Below are 22,385 nucleotides of genomic sequence, written 5' to 3' on the forward strand. Positions count from 1 at the left end.
TCAGCTTCAGCGCGGGTGAGGTCGTCGCCTGGCTCGGCCTCTCCCACCTTCCAGCCCGTATCACGCCGTGAGCGATGGACCTGGCCGAGCAGTATGCGTGGAACGGCGTGGCCACCCAGCAGGCCGTGGGGAATGCTGCGCTGGCACGGCTGGGAGAGGGGCCATGAGCCCGGGAGGAGCATGCGAGTGGTAGGCGCGCCACCGCGGCCCAGCCGACTTGCTCTGGGTCTACTGGTGGACCGCTGCTACTCGACCCCGATGCTTCCTGGCCTGGTACTGGATTCACGCCTCCTCCAGCGCGCGCTCCTTCACCGCTGCCAGCAGCGCGATGGCCGAGTCGACACCGATGTCCTCGATCACGCACCGCTCGGCCAGCTCCACCGCCCACTCGGCGAAACGGCCCGGATCAGGGTCGAGAGCCAGCCAGCGGAACACCGAGTCGGCCGTGTCATCCCGCACGAACCGGATCAGCGCCAGCATCGCCATTTCGACGTGATCCACGACGTGCCGCTGCAGCGAGTACAGCCTCTCCCGCCCCCGCCACTCCCGCACCAGCTCGTCCACACCGGCCCAGGTCACCTGGCTCGTGCGGGGCATTCTCGTTCCGACCGCATGGTGGAATTCCTCCCACACGTGCCACAACAGGCCGGGCGACGGCGGTTCAGGCACGCACCGCGCCAATTCCGTGTCCTCCAGCAGCACGGTTACCGCCTGCCGGGCCTGGACCACCCGCTCGTCGGAGCGCGGCAGATCGACGATCCGGCTCCAGTCGCATTCGTCCCAAGGCTGCGGCAACGACCGTAGTGCGCGGGGCAGAACGTAGTCGCCCTCGGGATCACGCCACCGCGCGACGTGCGGATCCCACATCTCCTCGGCACCCGGCTCCGTTCCCGGCCAACTCATGTCTGCCCCCTGCGCTCCTGCGCCGGCTTTTCACGGAGGGCCCGCCCGGGAACAGCGCGCGGGGCTCCAGATCCAGCCGCGTGGTCGGTACCGCCTCGGGTGGGTCGAGGTCGACGACCAGGTCGCCGAGGCGGCGGATGGTGTGGGTGATGTACGGGGTGATGGTCGTCATCGTGGTCGATCGGATGTCCTCCGGCGGCCAGCGCGGTCGCCGGCCGATGACCAGTGCTCCCCCCAGGTCAACGGGAAGCGTCACCGGCCGGCGCCGCGGGCGGTGGACCCGGCGACTACCGGTCCTGTGCGCCCCCGAAGTCCGTACGCTTGATCTTCGCGCGGCGGCCGTCCGCGTGGTGGAACACGATGCCCTCCGCCAGGTGACCCGGCGCGAACCTGCTCTCCAGCGTGGCGAGGAAGTCCCGCAGTTCGGCGTACCCGCGGGGCACGTCGGGGATCACCGGGGCCCGCAGGTCGAACGGGACGCACACGTGGGAGCTCAGCGCGAGCGGGTTGCCCTGGATGCGGGGGCCGAGCGCTTCGCACGAGTGCTCGCCGTCGGGCCAGGTGGAGACGTCGGTGGCGGCCGCGGCGGCGAGGATCCACTTGTCCTCGGCGGACTCCTCGCGCGCATCGGCGTACCAGCCGTCCACGATGCCCTGCCGCTTCTGCGCCTTGGACGGGTTGCGCCGCTTCTCCACGCGCACCAGCTGTCCGCTGCGGACGGTCAGGCGCACGTTGGTGCCGTCGAGCTTCTCGGTCCCCACGCCCGCGCCCTCGAACACCCACGCGCATTCCGCGCGCGGCCGGTCGATCACGTGGAAGCGCTCGTCGCGCTCGAACAGCGTGGGGATCTTCTCCATGACGTCCATGATCAGCCACCGGGACGAAGCGGCACAACGGATTTAGAACGGCGTCCCGCACCACGGCGGCACCGGCACGGGGAACAGGGTGTCCGCGCGGGGCAGGGCCGCGGCGTCGGCCACCTCGATCCGGCCGGCCGCGGCGAGCGCGCTCGGCAGGGCGTCGCCGAGGTAGAGCATCGCCAGGACGTCCGGCGCCATCCGCAGCTCCGGCTCCGCCGCAGTGGTCCGGACCTCCTCCGGCCCGATCCGGTAACGGCCGGTGTTCGACGGCAGCAGCGGGTCGCTCACCTCGACCACCACCGGCTCGCCAGGGCCGTAGGTGCGGGCCGCGAGCGCGGCGGGCACGTCGACCAGCCGCAGCCACAACTCGTCGTCCAGACCCGTCACCGCGGCGGCACGCGGATCGGTCAGCACCGTGCGCAGCGGGTCGCCGAGCGGGCGGCCGGGCGCGCGGATCTCGGAGACGAGGTCGACCCGCAGCAGGAACCGCCACAACCCCGCCAGCGCCCGGGTGTCCGCCGCGTGCAGATCCCGCACCGTGAGCACCGCCCCGGTGTTCGGATGGTCGAACGTGCGCACGTCCTCCGTGCGGTAGAGCACGAACCCGTCGTCCCCGTCCGGTCCGGTGTGGACGGCGACCTGGTGCTCGCCGATCAGCCGGTGCCGCGCGTAGGACCACCACACGTCGGGGCGCTCGATCATGCCCGGCCGCAACGCCGGCCCGGCGTACAACCGGGGCACGACATCCCGCGCTTCCGCCGTCGAGAGGAGCCGCACGGCACCACCGGCAGGCGCGTCGGGGCGCAGCGCGGCCCGGGTGACGCGCAGGGCCTGGGAACGGGTCGCGACGCCGTAACCGAACCGGCCGTAGATCGTGGTCTCGCTCGCGTGCAGGACGGCGACCACGTCACCACGGCGGGCGCAGTCTTCGAGCTGCGCGGCCATCAGCGCGGTGAGGATGCCGCGGCGGGTGTGGTCGGCCCGCACCCCGACGCCGTCGACGGCCGCGGCGGGAAGCGCTTTCCCGCCGGGCACCGCGAGCCGGGTGGCGAACGAACCCGCCACACCCACCGGGTCGCCGCCGGCGAAGGCGGCGAATCGGCGCTCGGCGGGGAACGACCCGGCGCGGCATTCCCACACCTCGTCGGTGACGGTGGCGTGCAGGGAGCGGCCGAGCAGCTCGAACGCCACCCGCTCCTCCCCCACGGCCAGCGGCCGGATCTCGGCGGCGGTCATGGCTCGGGTTGCGACACCTCGTAGCCGCCATCGGCGTCGCGCACGGTGATCGTCACCTTCTTCTTCTCCCCCGCGATGTCCACAGTGCACTCGAAGACGCGGCCGGTGACGACGTCCTCCCCGGCCGGGCACGACACGTCGCCGACGCCGGTGAGGAGGTAGGACTCGGTGAGCACCCGCCGCACCCCGTCCTGGACGCGCACCGGGTCGAAGACGCGCCGCACCGGTGTCAGGCTCTTCGTCGATGCCGGAGTGGACGTCGCGGGCGGAACCGGTGGTGCGGACGGCGCGGGCGGCGGGGCACTGTCGCACGCGGACAGCAGCAGCGCGGCACCGGTGACCACGACCGCGGTCCTCACCAGCCTGATCACCCCCGCAGAACGGCTTCTCAGAAGTGTGTACCACACCACGCCGGCACCGGCGTGGCGAACAACCGGTCGGCCCGCTCCAGCGACGAGGGCGCCACCGGCTGGATCCGCCCGGCCGCCGCCAGCTGCGAGGGCCGCCACGCGCCGAGGTAGATCATGGCCAGCGCGTCCACCCCGAGCCGCAGGTCCGGGGTCTCCTCCGTGCGCTCGACACCGTCGGGCGCTACGCGGTAGCGCCCGGAGTTGCCGTCCAGCACCGGGTCGGCGACCTCCAGCACGACCGGTTCGCCCGCGTACGACCGTGCCGCCAGCGCCGCCGGGACGTCGGCCAGGCGCAGCCACAGCTCGTCCCCGCCGCCGGTGTCCTTCACCGCCCGGATGTCGGTGAACAGCAGTTCGGGCAGCTCGTCCAACGGCCGCTCCTCGGCGCGGAGGGTGTCGACGAGGTCGACGCCGAGCACGTAGCGCCACAGGCCGGTGGACGCCTCGCTGGTGGCGGTCTGCAGGCTGATGATGTTCAGCACGGCGGGGTCGTTCCAGTGCTTGCGCTCCACGGAGTAGACGACGTAGCCGTCGGGTCCCTGGGCGCCGTGGTGGACGGCGGTGACGACCGGGCTGGTCGCCTCGCGCGCGTGGCGTTCCCAGCCGGGCCACCAATAGGGCGGGCGGGTCATCATGCCGGGCCGCGTGTGCGGCAGCGACTCGTACAGCGCCGGCAACCGTTCGAGGGCGGTGTCCAGCGACCACAGCTCGACCTGCCCGCCGGCGGGGACGTCGGGCCGGAGCACGGCTCGCCGCCGGTCGATCTCGTAGCCCCGGCTGCGGGTCGCGACGCCGTAGCCGAAGCGGTTGTAGATCACGCCTTCGCTCGCGCGCAGGGCCGCGAACGGCAGGCCGCGGGCGGCGATGTCGGCGAGCTGGGTGCGCATCAGCCCGGTGAGGATCCCGCGGCGCGTGCGGTCCGGCCGCACGCCAACCCCGGTCACCCCGGCGACACCCGCGCGGGCGCCGCCGGGCAGGGTCACCTCGGCGTCGAACGAGCGGGCCGTGCCGATCAGCTCCGTGTCGAACGCGCCCAGCGTGCGGCCGGGCTGCAGCATGCGCTCGGACAGCTTCCACGTCTCGTCCGTGGTGGGCACCACGTGGAGGGTGGAGCGGAACAGGTCGACGGCAGCGCGGTGCTCGTCGGGCCGCAGCGTGCGCACGGTGTAGTCACTCACGACGCGATCGTTCCCGACGGCGCCGCCCCGCGCCAGCCAATTACCGGGGGTAGGCGACCTCGTAGTTGGCGGCGTCGTCCTTGATGGTGACGGTGACCGTCTTGCCCTTGCCGTCCACCGTGGTGGCGCAGTCGAAGGTGCGGCCCGCGACGACCTCCTGGTCGGCCGGGCAGGACACGCTGCCGACGTTGGTGAGCTGGTAGTTGCCGGTGAGGACCTGCTTGACGCCGTCCTGGACCGCGGTCTGGCTCAGCACCGTGGTCTTGAGGAAGCCGGGTGCGAGGAACGCGGTGACGCAGAACGCGGCGACCACCACGACCAGCGCGCCGACCCCGGTCAGCAGTCCCTTGGCGCTGTTCTTCTTCGGCGGTTGCTGCCCGTAGCCGGCCGGTGTGCCCTGGCCGGGGAACTGCTGCTGCCCGGGGTACTGCTGGGCGCCGGGGTGCGGGGACGGCGCCTGTCCCGGGTACGGCTGACCGTACTGGGGCTGCGCGTACCCCGGCGGCTGCCCGTGCTGCGGTGGCTGCGCGTACTGGGGTTGCTGCCCGTGCTGTGGCGGATAGCCGGGCTGCTGGCCGTACTGGGGCTGACCCTGTTGGGGCTGCCCGCTCCACTGCTGGGGGTCGTTGCCGCCGTAGGGCGTGCTCATCTGTCCGCCTCCGCTGTCGTCCTCGCTCAGCGCGATCCAACCACAACGCTGGGTGGGCCGCGCTACTCGGCGCCCGCCGCGACGACGCCGCGCCGCAGCGCCTTGACCGCCTGGGCGGCCGCGTCGCCGACCGGGTCGGCCTTGCCGAGCACGGTCTTGATCTGGTCGAGCAAGTCGACCACCTGCCGCGACCAGCGCACGAAGTCGCCGGCGGACAGTTCCTGGCCGTTGGCGTCGGCGGCGGTGAGCACCTTTTCGAGTGACTCGCCGCGCGCCCACCGGTACACCGGCCAGGCGAACCCGGCGTCCGGTTCGCGGGTGCGGTCCAGGCGGTGGCGGCGCTCGTCCTCGGCCAGGTCGGCCCAGATCTTCGCGGTCTCCTGCCACGCCTTCGGCACCCCGCCCGCGGGCAGCCGCGGCTCGCCCGGGGAGTCGCGGCGGGCCTCGAACACCAGGGTCGAGACGACGGCGGCCAGTTCCGGCGGGGTCAGCCCCTCCCACACGCCGTGCCGGATGCACTCGCTGGCGAGCAGGTCGGATTCGCTGTAGAGGCGGGCCAGGCGGGCGCCGTGCTCGGTGACGCGGTCCTCGCCCTCGGCGAGGTAGCCGCGCTCGGCCAGCAGCGCGCGGATCCGGTCGAACGCGCGCGCCAGGGAGTGGGTGGTGGCGGCGACGCGGCGTTCCAGCTGCTCGGTTTCGCCGGCCAGCCGGTGGTAGCGCTCGACCCAGCGGATGTTCGCTTCACGCTCGGCGAGCCCGTGGCACGGGTGGGAGCGCAGCGCACGGCGCAACGCGGCCAGCTCGCCGTCCTCGTTGGTGCCGGACCGGCGTTTCTGCCGTCCCGGCAAGGCGATGCCGGAGTCGCGCAGGTGCGAGGCGATGTCGCGGCGCGTCTTGGGTGAGCGCAGCTCGACGTGCTTGGGCAGCTTGATGCGGCCCAGCGGCTCGACGGGAGCGGGAAAGTCCGACAGCGACAGCGGCCCGGACCACCGGTCCTCGGTCACCACCACGGGGCGCGGCTCGCGCACCGGGTCCAGGCCGGGGTCGATCACCACGGCCAGTCCTGCGCGCCGACCGGCGGGCACGGCGATGACGTCGCCCTTGCGCAGCTTTTCCAGCGACACCGCGGTGTCGGCGCGGCGCGCCGCGGTGTTCTGCCGGGCCAGCGCCTTCTCCCGGTCGGAGATCTTCTTGCGCAGGCCGACGTAGTCGAGCATCGCGTCGAAGTCGCCCGTCACGGCCTCGGCGTAGCCCTTGAGCGCCTCGCGGTTCTTCTCGATCCGGCGGGACAGGCCCACCACCGACCGGTCGGCCTGGAACTGGGCGAAGGACTGTTCCAGCAGCTCACGGGCCTGTTCGTGGCCGAGCTGGGCGACCAGGTTGATCGCCATGTTGTAGCCGGGCCGGAACGACGAGCGCAGCGGGTAGGTGCGGGTGGAGGCCAGCCCGGCGACCGCCTTGGGATCCACGCCCGGCTGCCACACCACGACCGCGTGGCCCTCGACGTCGATGCCGCGGCGCCCGGCCCGGCCGGTGAGCTGGGTGTACTCGCCGGGGGTGAGGTCGACGTGCGCCTCGCCGTTGTACTTGACCAGCCGCTCCAGCACGACGGTGCGGGCGGGCATGTTGATGCCCAGCGCGAGTGTCTCGGTGGCGAACACGACCTTGACCAGGCCGCGGACGAACAGTTCCTCGACGGTCTCCTTGAACGCGGGCAGCAGCCCGGCGTGGTGGCCGGCGACGCCGTTCTCCAGCGCCTCGCGCCACTCCCAATAGCCGAGCACGCCGAGGTCGCCCTCGGGCAGGTCCTTGGTGCGCGTGTCGACGATGCGCCGCACCTCGGCCGCCTCCTCCGGGGTGTTGAGCCGCAGCCCGGAGCGGGTGACCTGGCCGACGGCGGCGTCGCAGCCGGCCCGGGAGAAGATGAACACGATCGCCGGGAGCAGCCCGGCCGCGTCCAGGCGGCTGATCATGTCCACGCGGGACGGGGGCCGGAACCGGGGGCCGCGCGAGTACTGGCGCCCGCCCCGGCCGCGCCGCAGCGCCGCGGGGGCGTGCATGCGGCCGACCTCCTCCACGCGCCGCAGCAGCCCGGGGTTCATCCGCAGCTCGCCGTCGGAGCCGTCGTCGGCGAACAGGTCGAGCAGGCGGTTGCCGACCATCATGTGCTGCCACAGCGGGACGGGCCGGTGCTCGTCGACGACCACGGTGGTGTCGCCGCGCACGGTGACCAGCCATTCGCCGAACTCCTCGGCGTTGGACACCGTGGCGGACAGGCCCACCACGCGCACGTACTCGGGCAGGTGCAGGATCACCTCTTCCCACACCGCGCCGCGGAACCGGTCGGCGAGGTAGTGGATCTCGTCCATCACCACGTAACCGAGGTCGTCGAGGGCCGAGGAGCCCGCGTAGAGCATGTTGCGCAGGACCTCGGTGGTCATCACGACGATCTGGGCGTTGCCGTTGATCGAGGTGTCGCCGGTGAGCAGGCCCACGGTGCCGGCGCCGTAGCGGTCCACCAGGTCGCCGTACTTCTGGTTGGACAGCGCCTTGATCGGGGTGGTGTAGAAGCACTTGCGGCCCTCGGCGAGCGCGAGGTGGACGGCGAACTCGCCGACCACGGTCTTGCCGGCGCCGGTGGGCGCGCACACCAGCACGCCGTGGCCGTCCTCCAGGGCGCGGCAGCCGCGGATCTGGAAGTCGTCGAACCCGAAGGCGGCCTCGTCGGCGAACCGGGTCAGCTGGGGGTACTGGGCGCGGCGCTTGGAAGCCTGGTAGGCCTCGGCCGGCGACACGGAAGGGCGAGGGGCCACCTTGCCAGGGTGTCACATCCCGTGTCCGCGTCGCATGCGGCGGGTGTCATCCCAGGACAGTGAGCGCGCCGGGCTCGCACCGCGCGGTGACCGTACGCGCCGAGAGCATCTCGCCGTCGGCGCACAGGGGCCAGCCGGTGGCCTCGATCCGCACCTCGCGGGCGCGCAGGGTGCGCACGGCGGGGTGGCGCAGGTGCCGGCCGTGGCGCAGGCCGGGCATGATCCGCAGCAGGTCGGCGCGGGTGGCGTGGCCGACGACGGTGATGTCGAACAGTCCGTCGCCCGGGTCGGCGCCGGGGCAGATCCGCATGCCGGCGCCGTAGCAGCTGGTGTTGCCGATCGCGATGAGAGTGGCGTCGAGGGCGAGGTGCTCGGTGTCGGCGGTGAGGGTGACCGGGCGGGCCCGGAACGCGGCGAGTTCGGCCAGGACGGCGAGGTCGTAGCGGTGCGGTCCGGGCGGCCACGTCAGGCGGGCGGCGCGGGCGTTGACCGCGGCGTCGAAGCCGGTGCACAGGACGGTGGCGAACCAGGTGCCGTCGACGTGGCCGAGGTCGACGCTGCGGTGGCGGCGCTCCCGCAACGCGCCCAGCACCGCGTCGACGGCGCGCATCGGGTCGAGGGGGACGCCGAGGCCGCGGGCGAGGTCGTTGCCGGTGCCGGCGGGGACGAGCCCGAGCGGGGTGCCGGTCGCGGCGCAGAACTGCACCGCGTGGTGCACGGCGCCGTCGCCACCGAGGACGACGAGCGCGTCGAGCCCCTCGGGCAGGGACGACGGGGACGCGGTGCCGAGCAGCTCCAGCCGGTCCACGCCGGTGCGCAGGCGGTCGGCCACGGTGCCGGCGATCCTGGCCGCCGCACCGCGGCCGGTGTCGGGGTGGACGGCCAGTGCCGCGCGGATACCCATCGTGGACGGCCGGTTCAGGTCGTGGTCCCGAAGCGGCGGAGCCGTTCGCGCGCCCCGCACCGCGGCGGTGCCTCGCGAACGCGGTGCCGAGGTGGTGAACCGGCGCTCAGGACGCCCACCACCGGTGCCGCCACCCGAACCAAGTCAGCGCACGTCCTAGGTCACGTCCTCGGTCGTGGGTTTGCCCGGCGTCTCCTCGTCGAGGGTGCTGGGTGTGTAGTCGAACGGTGCGGCCTCGTCGTCGGCCAGGTTGTCCCAGCCCTCGTCCCGGCGGGTGCGTTCCTTGCGCCGGTCGTGGACGCGCGCGATCTGGATCGCGAGCTCGAACAGCAGCGTCAGCGCACCGGCCAGCGCCAGCATCGAGAACGGGTCCGACCCGGGCGTGGCGAACGCGGCGAAGACGAACAGGATGAAGACGATGCCGCGGCGCCACTTCTTCAGCTGCTCGTACTTGACCACGCCGACGAAGTTCAGCATGACCACCAGCAGCGGCAGCTCGAAGCTGACCCCGAAGATGATCAGCAGCGACAGCACGAACGAGATGTACTTGTCACCGGTGAGGCCGGTGATGAAGAAGTCGTTGCCGAAGCCGGTCAGCAGCTGCAGGGCGTGCGGGATGAGCAGGTAGGCGATGACCGCGCCACCGGCGAACAGCACGCTCGCGAAGCCGACGAACGTCAGCGCGTACCTGCGCTCCTTCGAGTACAGGCCGGGGGCGATGAACGCCCACAGCTGGTACAGCCACAGCGGCGAGGTGAGGACCGCGCCACCGGCGAGGCCGACCTTCAGCTGGATCATGAAGGCCTCGAACGGCACGGTCTGCAGCAGGTAACAGCCGGTGCCGTTGCCGCTGCCCAGCCGTCGTTGCGGCGGGATCGCGCAGTACGGGTCGTTGATGATGCTGCCGAGCGACGGGACCGGCCCCAGCCTCGTCTGGAACCAGATGAAGCCGAAGATCCCGCCGGCGATCACGGCGAGCAGTGCCCACCCGAGCCGGCGCCGGAACTCGTAGATGTGCTCGATGAGCGTCATCGTGCCGTCGGGGTTGAGCCGGCGGCTGCGCTTGCGCCGCCGGTCCCTCCGGCTCGTGGGGGCGGAGTCCGCCACGACAGGCTCCGTCCTCGCCTCAGCTGGCGTGCTTGTGCGCCTGGTCGGCCTTGTCCGCCGCCTGCTGCTTCTTCAGCTCGTCCAGCTGCTTCTGCAGCTGCGCGACCTGGTCGTCAGCGGTGTCCACCCGCACCTCGGAGGCCGCGATCTGCTTGCTCTCGGGCCCGGTGGCCTTGTCCTCGTCGCGGAGGTCCTTGGTCTCGGCCTTGAAGATCTTCATGGACTTGCCGATGGACCGCGCGGCGTCGGGCAGGCGCTTCGCGCCGAACAGCAGGACCACGACGAGCACCAGGATGATCAAGTGCCACGGCTGCAACCCGTTCAGCATCAGTGGCCTCCTTCCTTGCTTGTGACCAATGCTACTTGCTCGGAGGCGGGACGCCGCCGTTGACCGATCGCGACGCGCAGACCGGCCGACCGGGCCTTGAGCAGCCCGGTGCGGTCGGCAACGCTCGCCGTCACCATGCTCGACGTCCGCTTGAACCGGCGCAAGACCCCGAATGTCCGGATCAGGACAACACTGAGCACGATCACTCCGACGGCGGCGAGCACGATGCTCGGCAGGTACGACACGCGATCACCCTACTGGCCCAAGGTGGCCGGGAGGTGACGTGCCCTTTCCAGTGCGGCGGCCGCCCGGCTACGCACCGCATCGGCCAGTCCGGGCGGGCTTTCCACCCGCGCGTCGCCGCCCAGGCCCATCACCAGACGCACCATCCAGGACTCGTCGCCGTACCGCATCCGCACCCGCAGGCGCCCGCCGTCGAGCTCGCCGAGCTCCTCGCACGGGTAGTACTCGGCGACCCAGCGGGCGTCGGGTTCGAGGACGAGGACGGCCTCGGGCTGATCGGGGCGGGCGCGGAACACGCCGTCGGAGATGTCGGTGGGCCGTGCGGCCGGCGGCGGCGCGGCGGGCTCGTCGAGGACGGCGACCTCGTCGATGCGGTCCAGGCGGAACAGCCGCACGCCCTCGGCGCGGCGGCACCACGCCTCGAGGTAGCCGACGGCCTGCACGATCAGCAGCCGCATCGGGTCGACCGTGCGCTCGGTGATCTGGTCGCGGGAGGCGGTGTAGTAGCGGATCCGCAGGGCCCGCCCGGCGCGCAGGGCGTTCTGCACGACCCGCCGGGTGGCGGCGGTGCGCTCGCCCTCGCGCACGGCCAGTCCGACCACCACGCCGGAGGGCTGGGCCTGCCCGGCGGCCGCCTCGATCTTGGCGATCGCGCGGTGCACCGCGTCGGTGTCGACCACCCCGGGGGTCTCGGCCACCGCGCGCAGCGCGACCAGCAGCGCCGTCGCCTCGCCGCCGGTGAGCCGCAACGGCCGGTTCATGCCCGCGTCGAAGGTGACCGTGACGGTGTCGCCCTCGAAGGACAGGTCGATCAGGTCACCCGGACCGTAGCCGGGGAGCCCGCACATCCACAGCAGCTCCAGGTCGCGGCGCAGCTGGCGGGCGGTGACTCCGAAGTCGCGGGCCGCGTCCTCGATGCGGATGCCGGGGCGCGCCAGCAGGTAGGGCACCAGCGCGAGCAGCCGCGGCATGCGGCCGGTGGTTCCGCTCATCGGCGCACCTCGTGGTGCAGGATCGACTCCAGCCGCCCGCGCACCGCCTTGGCGAGCACGTCCGGCTCCAGCACCAGCACGTCCGGGCCGTGCCCGGCGATCCAGTCCGCGGCGCTTTCCGGGAAGTACAGGTCGATCTCGGCGAGGTCGCCCGCCACACCGTCGACCGTGAGCCGGCCGGTGAGCCGGGCGCGGCGGCGCACCCCGGCCGCGCGGTGGTCGGCGATCCACAGCTTCGCGGTGGTGACCGGGGACGGGTCGGGGTCGTTCGCGCCGGCGATCAGCTCCAGCAGGTTGACGTTGTCCGGCCGCTCGACCTCACCCGGCGCACCGGCGGTGCGCACGTCGCCGACGATGCGGGAGAGCCGGAAGCAGCGGGGCGCGCCGCGGTCCCGGTCGTGACCCACGACGTACCAGCGGGCGCGCCAGGACACCACACCCCACGGTTCGAGGGTGCGGGTCAGCCGTTCCGCGGAGCCGGAGCGGCGGTAGGAGAACTGGACCGGCCGGCGGTCCTGCACGGCGGCCACCAGCGGGGTGAAGGCCGGTTCGGCGCGGACGCGGGACTCCACGACCGGCGGCTCGGTGTGGTCGACGTCGACACCGGCGGCGCGCAGTTTGACCAGCGCACCCTGGGCCTGACCGGTCATCTCCGGCGAGTCCCACAGCCGGACCGCGAGCCCGACCGCCGCCGCCTCGTCGGGGGCCAGCTCGATCTCGCCGAGCTCGTAGTCGCGGCGGGCGATGCGATAACCCTCGGCCGGGTCGAACGCCGAGTTGCGGCCCGTCTCCAGCGGGATCCCCAGCTCACGCAGCTCGGTCTTGTCCCGCTCGAACATGCGGGAGAAGGCCTCGTCGCTCACGGCGTCGGCGTATCCGGGCACGATCCCGCGAATCCGGTCAGCGGTCAGGTACTGCCGGGTCGACAGCAGAGCGAGCACCAGGTTGACCAGGCGCTCGGCGCGGGCGGTGGACACGCGACAACAGTAGCTCGCACTGGTGATCGAATCCCCCAGGACCGCCCCGGCGCGCCCGGTTATGTCACGAGATGCCCATCCGTGCCGCGGCCAGACGCGGATTTCAGTGGGCGCGGACGATCGCGCGGATGCGGTCGCGCAGGCGCTCGGACAGCACCGTGCCGCCCAGGCCTTCGCCGATGACCTCCATGGTGCGTTCCAGGGCCAGCTCCCGGTCGGCGGGCGGCGCGGCGGCCAGCGGGCCGTCCAGGTGGAGCATCACCAGGCCGTGGACCGCCGCCCACGCGGACATCTCGGCCATCGGCCGCCGCCGCTCGGGCAGGTACCCGACCTCGGCGAGGTTGTCGATCTCGGCGACCAGCTTGCGGAACGGCGCGGCCGCGTCCAGGTCCGGCAGCGGCGGCAGCGCGGACAGCCCGCCGGTGAACGCCGTGCGGAACAGGCCCGGCTCGGCCAGCGCGAACGTGAAGTAGCCGCGCCCCAACGCGGCGAGCCGGCTCAGGCCGCGCTCCACCGGGTCGTCGAGGGGGCCGAGGCTGTCCAGCGCCGCGGTCATCGACCGGGCCAGTTCCTCCAGCGCGCGCTCCTTCACCGCTGCCAGCAGCGCCTCGTGCCCGGCGAAGTGCCGGTAGGCGGCGGTCGGGGTGACGCCCACCGCCCGCGCGGCCGCCCGGATGGTGACCGCGGCGGGGCCGCCGGCCCGGGCCAGTTCCGCGGCCGCCCGCACGAGGGCGTTGCGGAGATCGCCGTGGTGGTAGCCCGTTCGAACGGGCGCTGAGGAACTCACAGGGTGATGTTGACACCCGTACACATCAGTGGCAAGTTGACGGCCGCAAAGTTTACGCCTGCCAACTTCCATGGGAGGGCGCCATGTTCGCTCGGCTCGGCCGGTTCGCCGCCGACCACGCCCGGCTCGTCCTCGTCGCCGCCGCCGTGCTCCTGGCCGGCGCCGCCGTGCTCGGGATGACGGCCTTCGGCAAACTCCAGTCGCAGGGGTTCGACGACCCCGGCTCCGAATCCAGCCGGGCCCGCCAGCTCGCCGAGACCCACTTCGGCGGCGAGGCCGACCTGCTGTTCCTCGTCCAGGCCCACGACGGCACGGTCGACGACCCCGCCACCCGCGCCGCCGGCACCGCGCTCACCGACCGCCTCGCCGCGGACCCCGCCCTGGCCTCGGTCAGCTCGTACTGGCAGACCGCCGCGCCCCCGCTGCGGGCCGCCGACGGCCGGTCCGCCCTCATCGTCACCCGGCCCGCGGACACCTCCAGCGAGGCCGTGCGGGCCATCGTGGACCGCTACCAGGGCGACGCGGGCGTGGTCACCGTCACCGCGGGCGGCGGGGCGGCCGCCGGCCTCGACATCACCGACCAGGTCAGCCGCGACCTGCTGGTCGCCGAGATGATCGCCGTGCCGGTCATCCTCCTCCTGCTGTTCCTGGTCTTCGGCAGCGTCGTGGCGGCGCTGCTGCCACTGGTCGTCGGCGGGATCGCGGTACTGGGCACCTTCGCCGAACTGGCGGTGTTCGGGTCGCTCACCGACGTGTCGGTGTTCGCGATCAACCTGACCACCGCGCTCGGGCTCGGCCTCGGCATCGACTACGCCCTGCTGATGGTGAGCCGGTTCCGGGAGGAACTGGGCGGCGGCACGGACACCCGCACCGCGGTGATCCGGACCGTGGCCAGCGCGGGCCGCACGATCACCTTCAGCGCCGCCACCGTCGCCGTCGCGCTCGCCGCGCTGCTGCTGTTCCCCCAGTACTTCCTGCGGTCCTTCGCCTACGCCGGCATCGGCGTCATCGTGATCGCCATGGTCACGGCCCTGCTCGTCCTGCCCGCGCTGCTGAGCGTCCTCGGGCCGAGGGTGAACGCCGGGCGGCTGCCGTGGGCGCGCGGTCGCGCACCGAGCACGGTGTCGGCGTTCTGGGGCCGGGTCGCCGCGCAGGCGATGAAACGGCCGGCGCTCGCGGCGGTGCCGGTGCTCGTGGTGCTCGTCGCGGCCGCCACTCCCCTGGCCGGCGTCCGGTTCGGCACGCCCGACGACCGCGTGCTGCCGGAGACCGCGGCCAGCCGCACCGTCGGCGACGCGCTGCGGGCGGACTTCCCCGGCAACGAAAGCCGCGCGATCGACGTCATCGCCGTCGGCCCCGGCGAGGCGACCGCCGACTACGCCAGCGGCCTGTCCGCCCTGCCCGGCGTCGACCACGTGACTTCCAGCGCGGGCACCTTCGCCCACGGCCAACCCGCTGGTCCCGGCAACCCGACGCTGGCCGCGCCACAGGCGCAGCGCCTGTCGGTCGTCACCACCGCCGACTCCCGCTCCCCGGAAGCCGAAGCGGTGGTCGCCGCAGTGCGGGCCCTGGCACCCCCGCCGGCAACCGAGGTCGCCGTCGGCGGCGACGCGGCCACCCTCGTCGACAGCAAGGACGCCATCGGCAGCCGCATCCCGCCAGCCGCCGGGCTGATCGCCGTGACCACGTTCATCCTCCTGTTCCTGTTCACCGGCAGCGTGCTGCAACCGCTGCGCGCGCTGCTGTTCAACCTGCTCAGCCTGTCCGCCACGATGGGCGTGATGGTGCTGGTCTTCCAGGAGGGCTTCGCCTCCGGTGCGCTCGGGTTCACGCCGCTTCCGCTGGACACGAGCATGCTGATGCTGCTGTTCTGCATCGCGTTCGGCCTGTCCATGGACTACGAGGTGTTCGTCGTCAGCCGCATCAAGGAAGCCCACGACCGGGGCCTGGACCCACGCGAGGCGGTCGTGCACGGGTTGTCCCGCACCGGCCGCATCGTCTCGGCGGCCGCCCTGCTGCTCGCGATCAGCGTGTTCGCCTTCGGCACCAGCGGGGTCAGCTTCATCCAGATGTTCGGGCTCGGCACGGGGCTGGCGATCCTCATCGACGCCACCCTCGTGCGCGGCGTGCTGCTGCCCGCGGGCATGCGGCTGCTCGGCCGCTACGCCTGGTGGGCCCCCAAGCCACTACGCCGGCTGCACGACCGCGTCGGCGTCGCCGAGGCCACCAGGGAACCCGCCGCGGTGCGCTAGCGGCGCTCGAAGGGGATCTGCTCGCCCGCCTCCACCGGGAACGGCAACCGGTTCTCCGGTGGGGGCAGCGGGCACGTCGCCAGGTCGATGAACGCGCACGGCAGGTTCACCGCCCGGTTGAAGTCCAGCTCCACCCGCCCCTGCGCGTCCGGCGACGCGATCGCCAGGCTGCGGTTGGCCGCATACGTCGTCACGCCCGATGTGGCGTCGGTGAACAGCACCGACAACCCGGCCCCGCCCTTGCCGTTGAACGCGGTCAGCGCGTACTCCACGCCCGCGTGCGCGAACCGCAGCACGCCCGGCGACGAGTACACATGCGACAGTCCTTCCACGACCGCCCCGACGGTCACCGGCCGCGGCTCGGCGAACGGCTCGAACCGCCCCGGCAGCACCCACGCCGGATCCGGCTCGTAGGCGGGCACGCCGCGGAACGCGACCCGGACCGGCGCCGCCGGATCCCGCAACCGCACCAGGTACCCGCCGCGGCGCGCGACCTCCACCACCCGGTCGCCGGCTTTCACCATCTCGCCCGGCCCGCTGTTGACCAGCTCGAACCGCGCCGTACCGGACACGCCGAACTCCTCGCCCGGCTCCACCGCCACGACCGCCGCGTCACCGGCTTCGCGCCAGGTACCCGGAATCCCCTCGAACCGCTGCGGCTCGGGCGTCAGCCAGTGCCGCGCGGTGATGCTCAGCCAGCCGTGCGGCTCCGCGAGCACCCGCTCCCGCTCGGCGTGCCAGGCACGCCACTGGTCGGCGAACGTCACAGCGAACTGATCAGCCGGTCGACCCGCTCGTCCACCGCGCGGAACGGGTCCTTGCACAACACGGTCCGCTGCGCCTGGTCGTTGAGCTTCAGGTGCACCCAGTCCACCGTGAAGTCCCGCCCGGCGGCCTGCGCGGCGGCGATGAAATCACCCCGCAGCTTCGCCCGCGTCGTCTGCGGCGGCGTGTCCTTGGCCAGCTCGATCTCGCCGTCGTCGGTGATCCGCCGCACGAGGCCCTTGCGCTGCAGCAGGTCGAACAGGCCCCGCCCGCGCCGGATGTCGTGGTAGGCCAGGTCCAGCTGCGCCACCCGCGGGCTGGACAGGTCCAGGTTGTGCTTGGCCCGGTACCGCTCCACCAGCCGGTGCTTGATCGCCCAGTCGATCTCGGTGTCGATCATGCCGAAGTCCTGCTGCTCCACCGCGTCCAGCGCGCGACCCCACAGCTCCACCACCCGCTGCGCGGTCGGACCCGAGTCGTTGGCCTGGACGTGCTGCACCGCGCGGCCGTAGTACTCGCGCTGGATGTCCAGCGCCGAGGCCTCCCGCCCGCCGGCCAGCTTCACCGGCCGCCGCCCCGTCAGGTCGTGGCTGATCTCCCGGATCGCCCGGATCGGGTTGTCCAGCGTGAAGTCCCGGAACTGCACACCCTGCTCGATCATCTCGAGCACCAGGTTCGCCGTGCCGATCTTCAGCAACGTCGTCGGCTCGGCCATGTTCGAGTCGCCCACGATCACGTGCAACCGCCGGTACCGCTCCGCGTCGGCGTGCGGCTCGTCGCGCGTGTTGATGATCGGCCGCGACCGCGTGGTCGCGCTCGACACACCCTCCCAGATGTGCTCGGCCCGCTGCGACAGGCAGTACACCGCGCCCCGCGGCGTCTGGAGCACCTTGCCCGCACCGCAGATCAGCTGGCGGGTCACCAGGAACGGCAGCAGCACGTCCGCGATCCGGGAGAACTCGCCCGCGCGCGTCACCAGGTAGTTCTCGTGACACCCGTAGGAGTTGCCCGCCGAGTCGGTGTTGTTCTTGAACAGGAAGATGTCCCCACCGATGCCCTCGTCGGCCAGTCGCCGCTCCGCGTCGACCAGCAGGTCCTCGAGGATCCGCTCACCGGCCTTGTCGTGCGTGACCAGCTGCACCAGGTCGTCGCACTCCGCGGTCGCGTACTCCGGGTGCGAACCGACGTCGAGGTAGAGCCGGGAGCCGTTGGACAGGAAGACGTTGGACGAGCGCCCCCACGACACGACCCGCCGGAACAGGTAGCGCGCCACCTCATCGGGCGAGAGCCGGCGCTGCCCGTGGAACGTGCAGGTGACGCCGAACTCGGTCTCGATGCCAAAAATCCGCCGCTGCATCTCTCAATGCTAGGCGCTTTTGGCCCCCTCGCGGTGCGCCGTTCGGGCGGCGACACGCCGCGTGGTTGCCGCGTTCCGTGCCGGAACCGCGCGCGCAAGGCCCGTCACCTGGGGTTTCCCACCGTGTGGTCCGGGCCACCCGATAGAGTGCGACCAGGACTTTCGCGAGGGGATTGCCGAACCGTGACCGACCACGCGCTGCGAGCAGACTGCGCCAGCTGCTTCGGCCTGTGCTGCGTCGCACTGCCCTTCGCCGCCTCCGCCGACTTCGCCACCGACAAGGCCGCCGGCACACCCTGCGCCAACCTGCTCGACGACTTCCGCTGCGGCATCCACTCCCGGTTGCGCGAGAGCGGCTTCGCCGGCTGCACGGTCTACGACTGCTTCGGCGCCGGCCAGCGGATCTCCCAGGAGACCTTCGGCGGCCGCGACTGGCGGCGGCACCCCCGCAGCGCCCGCACGATGTTCACCGCCTTCCCGGTGATGCGGCAGCTGCACGAGCTGCTGTTCTACCTCACCGAAGCGCTCACCCTGCCCGCCGCGCGCCCGGTGCACGACGACCTGCGCGCCGCGCTCGAGGACACCGAACGCCTGGCCGGCTCCGGCCCCGACGACCTGGCCGCCCTCGACGTCAGCGGCCACCGGGACCGCGTCAGCGAACTCCTGCTGCGCGTCAGCGAACTCGCCCGCGGCGGACGCGGCAAGAACCGCCGCGGCGCCGACCTCATCGGCAAGAAACTGCGCCGCGCGAACCTGCGTGCGGCCAACCTGCGCGGCGCCCTCCTGATCGGCGCCGACCTGCGCGAGGCCGACCTGCGCGACGCGGACCTGATCGGCGCCGACTTCCGGGGAGCCGACCTCGCGGGCGCCGACCTCACCGGTTCGCTGTTCCTCACCCAGGCCCAGCTCAACGCCGCCCGCGGCGACGCCACCACACGCCTGCCCGCCGCCCTCGCCCACCCCGCCCACTGGCGCCCCTGACCAAGCAAAAGGCCCCCGGCACCAGGACCGGGGGCCATCACAGGGACAGGATCAGCTCGCGGGCGGCGTCCCGCCGTCCTCCGGCTTCGCGTCACCGGCGTCGGCCGCCGGCTCCACCGGCAGCAGCGCATCCAGCGCCGCACCCTGGATCCGCCGGAACTTGCGGCCCGGCCGCTCCCGGTCCAGCACCGCGACCTCCAGCTTCAACGGCGCACTGTCCCCGTTGTTGCTCACGGCCCGCAGCGCACCCAGAGCGACCTGCAGCGCATCCCGGACCTCGAGGCCGTCCTCGTAGGTCTCCTTCAGCTTGTTCGCCACCGGCTCCGTCTGACCACCGGTCACCACGTAGCGCGGCTCGTCGAAGATCGACCCGTCATAGGTCAGCCGGAACAGCTGGTCCTCCTCCGGCGCCGACCCGACCTCGGCCACGCACAGCTCCACCTCGTAGGGCTTGAGCTGCTCGGTGAAGATGCTGCCCAGCGTCGCCGCGTAGGCGTTGGCCAGCGCACGCGCCGTCACGTCCCGCCGGTCGTACTGGTAGCCCTTCAGGTCCGCGTGCCGGATACCGGCGACCCGCAGGTTCTCGTACTCGCTGTACCGGCCGACCGCGGCGAACCCGATCCGGTCGTAGATCTCGGAGATCTTGTGCAGGGTGGTCGACGGGTTCTCCGCCACGAACAGCACACCGCTGCGGTACTTCAGCACGACCACACTCCGGCCGCGCGCGATGCCCTTGCGCGCGAGCTCCGAGCGCTCGCGCATCAACTGCTCGGGAGAGGCGTACAGCGGCAGCGTCACGGTGGGGCTCCAAGAATGCTCGAGGGAAGGAAACTTCGGCTACGCGGGCGGCCGGACCGTCACGTCCGTCCGCGGGTGGCCTGTTCGGCCCGGCCCGTGACGACCGTCTCGGCCACAGCGGCGGCCTGCTCGTCCGGTAGCCGCACAGAGCCGCGCTCCGCGGTGATCGTCACCAGGGTAGGGAAGATCCGGCGCACCAGGTCCGGCCCACCGGTGGCACTGTCGTCGTCGGCCGCGTCGTACAACGCCTCGACCGCCGTGCGCACCGCGCTCTCCTCATCGGCGTCCGGGTCGTACAGCTTCTTCAGCGCCGACTTCGCGAACAGCGAGCCCGACCCGATCGCGTGGTAGCCCGCCTTCTCCTCGTACCGGCCACCGGTCACGTCGTAGGACACGATCCGGCCGGCCCGCTTCGGGTCGTCGGCCTCGATGTCGTAGCCGACGAACAACGGCAGCGCCGCCAGACCGGCCATCGCCACGTCCAGGTTGCCCTTGACCATCGTGGCCAGCTTGTTCGTCTTGCCGTCCAGCGACAGCGGAACGCCCTCGATCTTCTCGTAGTGCGCCAGCTCCACCGCGTACAACCGCACCAGCTCGAGCGCGATGCCGGCGCTGCCCGCGATGCCCACCGCCGAGTACGCGTCGACGACGTGGACCTTCTCCATGTCGCGCGACGCGATCAGGTTGCCCGAGGTCGCCCGGCGGTCACCGGCGACCAGCACGCCACCGGCGAATGTCACGGCGACGATCGTGGTGCCGTGCGGCGCCTCCACCGCACCGGCGTTCGACAGCTGCCGGCGCCCCGGCAGCAGGTCAGGCGCCTGCATGCGCAGGAACTCGGCGAACGACGACGTCGTGCTCGAGAAGAAGGCAGCGGGCAGCGCGGAGCCCGCCGGGCCCGAGGTGTGTTCCATACGTGCTCGTGGTTCCCATCGACGAAGTGTGGCGCTCCCGCGACGCTCCGCGGGAGCACGACAACCGGCACTACAAGCTTCTCGGTGCGGCCACCCTAACGGCCGCCGGTGAGCGGGCTACTCGCCGCCCTTCTGCACGTACGCCCGCACGAAATCCTCGGCGTTCTCCTCGAGCACGTCGTCGATCTCGTCCAGGATCGTGTCGACGTCCTCACCCAGCTTCTCGCGGCGTTCCTGGCCGGCCGGGGCACCACCCTCGACCTCGTCGTCGGAGCCGCCGCCACCGTGCTTCTCGATCTTCTCCTGAGCCATCTCGCCTCCCGGTGAGTCCTGTCCCTAGCCTACCCAGAGACCACGACAATCGGTGGTTTTCCCGCGACCGTCAGTCCGAACCCGTCAGCGCCTCGACCAGTTCCTCGGCCGTCGCCGACTCGTCCAGCAACCGCCCGACGTGCGCCTTCGTGCCCCGCAACGGCTCCAGTGTCGGGATCCGGACCAGTGACTCACGGCCCACGTCGAAGATCACCGAATCCCACGACGCGGCCGCGATCGACGTCGCGTACTTCTCCAGCGCCCGCCCCCGGAAGTACGCTCGGGTGTCCTCCGGCGGGTTCGTGATCGCCGACTGCACCTCCTCCTCGGTGACCAGCCGCTTCATCGAGCCACGCGCCACCAGCCGGTTGTACAGGCCCTTCTGCAGCCGCACGTCCGAGTACTGCAGGTCCACCAGGTGCAGCCGCGGCGCCGCCCAGCCCAGGTTGTCCCGCTGCCGGTACCCCTCCAGCAGCCGCAGCTTCGCCGGCCAGTCCAGCCGGTCGGCGCACTCCGCCGGATCCCGCGCCAGAGCGTCCAGGACCTCGCCCCAGACCCGCAGCACCTCCTTGGACACCGCGTCCCCACCCGTGCGCTCCAGGTGCGCCGCCGCCAGCTCGTGGTAGGCGAACTGCAGGTCCAGCCCCGTGTACTTGCGGCCGTTGGCCAGCGGCACCTTCGCCTTCAACGTCGGATCGTGGCTGATCTGGTGCACCGCGCGCACCGGCTCGTCCAGCTTCAGGTCGTCGAACCGCTGCCCGGCCTCGATCATGTCCAGCACCAGCGCCGTGGTGCCCAGCTTCAGGTACGTCGAGTACTCGGCCATGTTCGCGTCACCGATGATGACGTGCAGCCGCCGGTACTTGTCCGCGTCGGCGTGCGGCTCGTCACGGGTGTTGATGATGCCCCGCTTCAGCGTCGTCTCCAGGCCGACCTCGACCTCGATGTAGTCCGAGCGCTGCGACAGCTGGAACCCCGCCTCCTCACCCTGCGGGCCGATGCCCACCCGGCCCGAGCCGGTGACCACCTGCCGCGAGGCGAAAAACGGCGTCAGACCCGAGATCACCGACGTGAACGGCGTCGACCGGGACATCAGGTAGTTCTCGTGGGTGCCGTAGCTGGCGCCCTTGCCGTCCACGTTGTTCTTGTACAACTGCAGCACGGGCTGCCCCGGCACGGTGGCCGCGCGCATCGCGGCCTCCTCCATCACCCGCTCGCCCGCCTTGTCCCAGATGACCCCGTCACGCGGGTTCGTCACCTCGGGCGCCGAGTACTCCGGGTGGGCGTGGTCCACGTACAACCGCGCCCCGTTGGTCAGGATGACGTTCGCCGCGCCCAGGTCCTCCACGTCCGGGTCGTGACCCGGCCCGCCCGGCCCCGCCAGGTCGAAGCCCCGTGCGTCCCGCAGCGGCGACTCGACCTCGTAGTCCCACCGCGCGCGGCGCGCCCGCGGGATGTCCGCGGCCGCCGCGTAGGCCAGTACGACCTGCGTCGATGTCAGTACCGGGTTGGCCGTCGCGTCGCCCGGCACGGCGATGCCGTACTCGACTTCGGTTCCCATGATCCGCCGCATGTCCCAAGCCTACGGGTCGAGCGCCGCAACGGTGAGCGGGCCACCG

22 protein-coding genes are annotated in these 22,385 nt (G+C 72.3%); 2 read left to right on the forward strand and 20 right to left on the reverse strand.

All coding sequences use genetic code 11. The features are described 5' to 3' along the window. Positions 1 to 282: 282 nt before the first annotated feature. The 14 genes from FB470_RS28560 to FB470_RS28625 all read right to left on the reverse strand — a co-directional run bounded on the left by FB470_RS28560 (position 283) and on the right by FB470_RS28625 (position 13,387). The gene (locus FB470_RS28560; RefSeq protein ID WP_306996498.1) at positions 283 to 903 is read right to left on the reverse strand and encodes a hypothetical protein; all 621 of its coding nucleotides are present in this window, start codon (positions 901 to 903) and stop codon (positions 283 to 285) included. A 287-nt stretch (positions 904 to 1,190) separates the two neighbouring features. Beyond that, on the reverse strand, positions 1,191 to 1,760 hold the full coding sequence (locus FB470_RS28565; RefSeq protein ID WP_306996499.1) for a hypothetical protein: 570 nt from the start codon (positions 1,758 to 1,760) through the stop codon (positions 1,191 to 1,193). A 42-nt stretch (positions 1,761 to 1,802) separates the two neighbouring features. Beyond that, positions 1,803 to 2,999, reverse strand: a complete 1,197-nt coding sequence (locus FB470_RS28570; protein WP_306996500.1) for a GNAT family N-acetyltransferase — start codon at positions 2,997 to 2,999, stop codon at positions 1,803 to 1,805. Then, positions 2,996 to 3,358 (reverse strand): DUF4333 domain-containing protein, encoded by a 363-nt coding sequence (locus FB470_RS28575; RefSeq protein WP_306996501.1) that lies wholly within the window; start codon positions 3,356 to 3,358, stop codon positions 2,996 to 2,998. The genes FB470_RS28570 and FB470_RS28575 overlap by 4 nt, the downstream gene beginning before the upstream one ends. 29 nt (positions 3,359 to 3,387) lie before the next feature. Then, entirely contained in the window at positions 3,388 to 4,587 is a 1,200-nt protein-coding gene (locus FB470_RS28580; RefSeq protein ID WP_306996502.1) for a GNAT family N-acetyltransferase, read from the reverse strand. 40 nt (positions 4,588 to 4,627) lie between these two features. After that, the gene (locus tag FB470_RS28585; RefSeq protein WP_306996503.1) at positions 4,628 to 5,236 is read right to left on the reverse strand and encodes a DUF4333 domain-containing protein; all 609 of its coding nucleotides are present in this window, start codon (positions 5,234 to 5,236) and stop codon (positions 4,628 to 4,630) included. A gap of 62 nt (positions 5,237 to 5,298) precedes the next feature. After that, complete coding sequence (locus tag FB470_RS28590; protein ID WP_306996504.1) at positions 5,299 to 8,049, reverse strand: DEAD/DEAH box helicase; 2,751 nt, start codon at positions 8,047 to 8,049, stop codon at positions 5,299 to 5,301. A 46-nt stretch (positions 8,050 to 8,095) separates the two neighbouring features. Next, a complete protein-coding gene (locus tag FB470_RS28595; protein WP_306996505.1) occupies positions 8,096 to 8,953 on the reverse strand; it encodes a diacylglycerol/lipid kinase family protein in 858 nt (285 codons plus the stop codon). A 156-nt stretch (positions 8,954 to 9,109) separates the two neighbouring features. Continuing rightward, positions 9,110 to 10,060, reverse strand: a complete 951-nt coding sequence (gene tatC, locus FB470_RS28600) for a twin-arginine translocase subunit TatC (RefSeq protein ID WP_306996506.1) — start codon at positions 10,058 to 10,060, stop codon at positions 9,110 to 9,112. 19 nt (positions 10,061 to 10,079) lie between these two features. Continuing rightward, complete coding sequence (tatA, locus tag FB470_RS28605) at positions 10,080 to 10,388, reverse strand: Sec-independent protein translocase subunit TatA (protein ID WP_306996507.1); 309 nt, start codon at positions 10,386 to 10,388, stop codon at positions 10,080 to 10,082. Next, positions 10,388 to 10,633, reverse strand: coding sequence for a bacteriophage holin (locus tag FB470_RS28610; protein ID WP_306996508.1), 246 nt, complete (start codon positions 10,631 to 10,633; stop codon positions 10,388 to 10,390). Before FB470_RS28610 ends, tatA begins: the two co-directional genes overlap by 1 nt. A 9-nt stretch (positions 10,634 to 10,642) precedes the next feature. Then, complete coding sequence (locus FB470_RS28615) at positions 10,643 to 11,623, reverse strand: helix-turn-helix transcriptional regulator (protein WP_306996509.1); 981 nt, start codon at positions 11,621 to 11,623, stop codon at positions 10,643 to 10,645. Continuing rightward, a complete protein-coding gene (locus FB470_RS28620) occupies positions 11,620 to 12,600 on the reverse strand; it encodes a helix-turn-helix transcriptional regulator (protein WP_306996510.1) in 981 nt (326 codons plus the stop codon). The genes FB470_RS28615 and FB470_RS28620 overlap by 4 nt, the downstream gene beginning before the upstream one ends. Positions 12,601 to 12,703: 103 nt before the next feature. Further along, on the reverse strand, positions 12,704 to 13,387 hold the full coding sequence (locus tag FB470_RS28625; RefSeq protein WP_306996511.1) for a TetR/AcrR family transcriptional regulator: 684 nt from the start codon (positions 13,385 to 13,387) through the stop codon (positions 12,704 to 12,706). Positions 13,388 to 13,470: 83 nt separating this feature from the next. Here FB470_RS28625 and FB470_RS28630 point away from each other — a divergent pair, with 83 nt between their 5' ends. Beyond that, on the forward strand, positions 13,471 to 15,639 hold the full coding sequence (locus FB470_RS28630) for an MMPL family transporter (RefSeq protein WP_306996512.1): 2,169 nt from the start codon (positions 13,471 to 13,473) through the stop codon (positions 15,637 to 15,639). On the opposite strand, the gene FB470_RS28635 is transcribed toward FB470_RS28630, so the two are convergent. After that, positions 15,636 to 16,406 carry a DUF1684 domain-containing protein gene (locus FB470_RS28635; protein ID WP_306996513.1) on the reverse strand — a complete coding sequence of 257 codons (771 nt, stop codon included), beginning with the start codon at positions 16,404 to 16,406 and terminating at the stop codon, positions 15,636 to 15,638. The genes FB470_RS28630 and FB470_RS28635 overlap by 4 nt on opposite strands. Further along, the gene (gene pafA / locus FB470_RS28640; protein WP_306996514.1) at positions 16,403 to 17,761 is read right to left on the reverse strand and encodes a Pup--protein ligase; all 1,359 of its coding nucleotides are present in this window, start codon (positions 17,759 to 17,761) and stop codon (positions 16,403 to 16,405) included. Before pafA ends, FB470_RS28635 begins: the two co-directional genes overlap by 4 nt. Positions 17,762 to 17,944: 183 nt before the next feature. Between pafA and FB470_RS28645 the strand changes: the two genes are divergently transcribed. Next, positions 17,945 to 18,742, forward strand: coding sequence for a pentapeptide repeat-containing protein (locus tag FB470_RS28645; protein ID WP_306996515.1), 798 nt, complete (start codon positions 17,945 to 17,947; stop codon positions 18,740 to 18,742). 51 nt (positions 18,743 to 18,793) lie between these two features. Here FB470_RS28645 and prcA read toward each other — a convergent pair whose 3' ends face one another. The 4 genes from prcA to dop form a co-directional block, all read right to left on the reverse strand. Beyond that, positions 18,794 to 19,540, reverse strand: a complete 747-nt coding sequence (gene prcA, locus FB470_RS28650; protein WP_306996516.1) for a proteasome subunit alpha — start codon at positions 19,538 to 19,540, stop codon at positions 18,794 to 18,796. Between the two features lie 59 nt (positions 19,541 to 19,599). Further along, the gene (prcB, locus tag FB470_RS28655; protein WP_306996517.1) at positions 19,600 to 20,454 is read right to left on the reverse strand and encodes a proteasome subunit beta; all 855 of its coding nucleotides are present in this window, start codon (positions 20,452 to 20,454) and stop codon (positions 19,600 to 19,602) included. A 117-nt stretch (positions 20,455 to 20,571) separates the two neighbouring features. Continuing rightward, positions 20,572 to 20,766 (reverse strand): ubiquitin-like protein Pup, encoded by a 195-nt coding sequence (locus FB470_RS28660; RefSeq protein WP_017982463.1) that lies wholly within the window; start codon positions 20,764 to 20,766, stop codon positions 20,572 to 20,574. A 70-nt stretch (positions 20,767 to 20,836) separates the two neighbouring features. Beyond that, positions 20,837 to 22,339: a depupylase/deamidase Dop gene (gene dop / locus FB470_RS28665; protein ID WP_306996518.1), complete on the reverse strand. Its 1,503-nt coding sequence runs from the start codon at positions 22,337 to 22,339 to the stop codon at positions 20,837 to 20,839. Between the last annotated feature and the right edge of the window lie 46 nt (positions 22,340 to 22,385).

Origin of the sequence: Amycolatopsis thermophila, from assembly GCF_030814215.1 — a bacterium.
GTDB classification, from domain to species: domain Bacteria; phylum Actinomycetota; class Actinomycetes; order Mycobacteriales; family Pseudonocardiaceae; genus Amycolatopsis_E; species Amycolatopsis_E thermophila.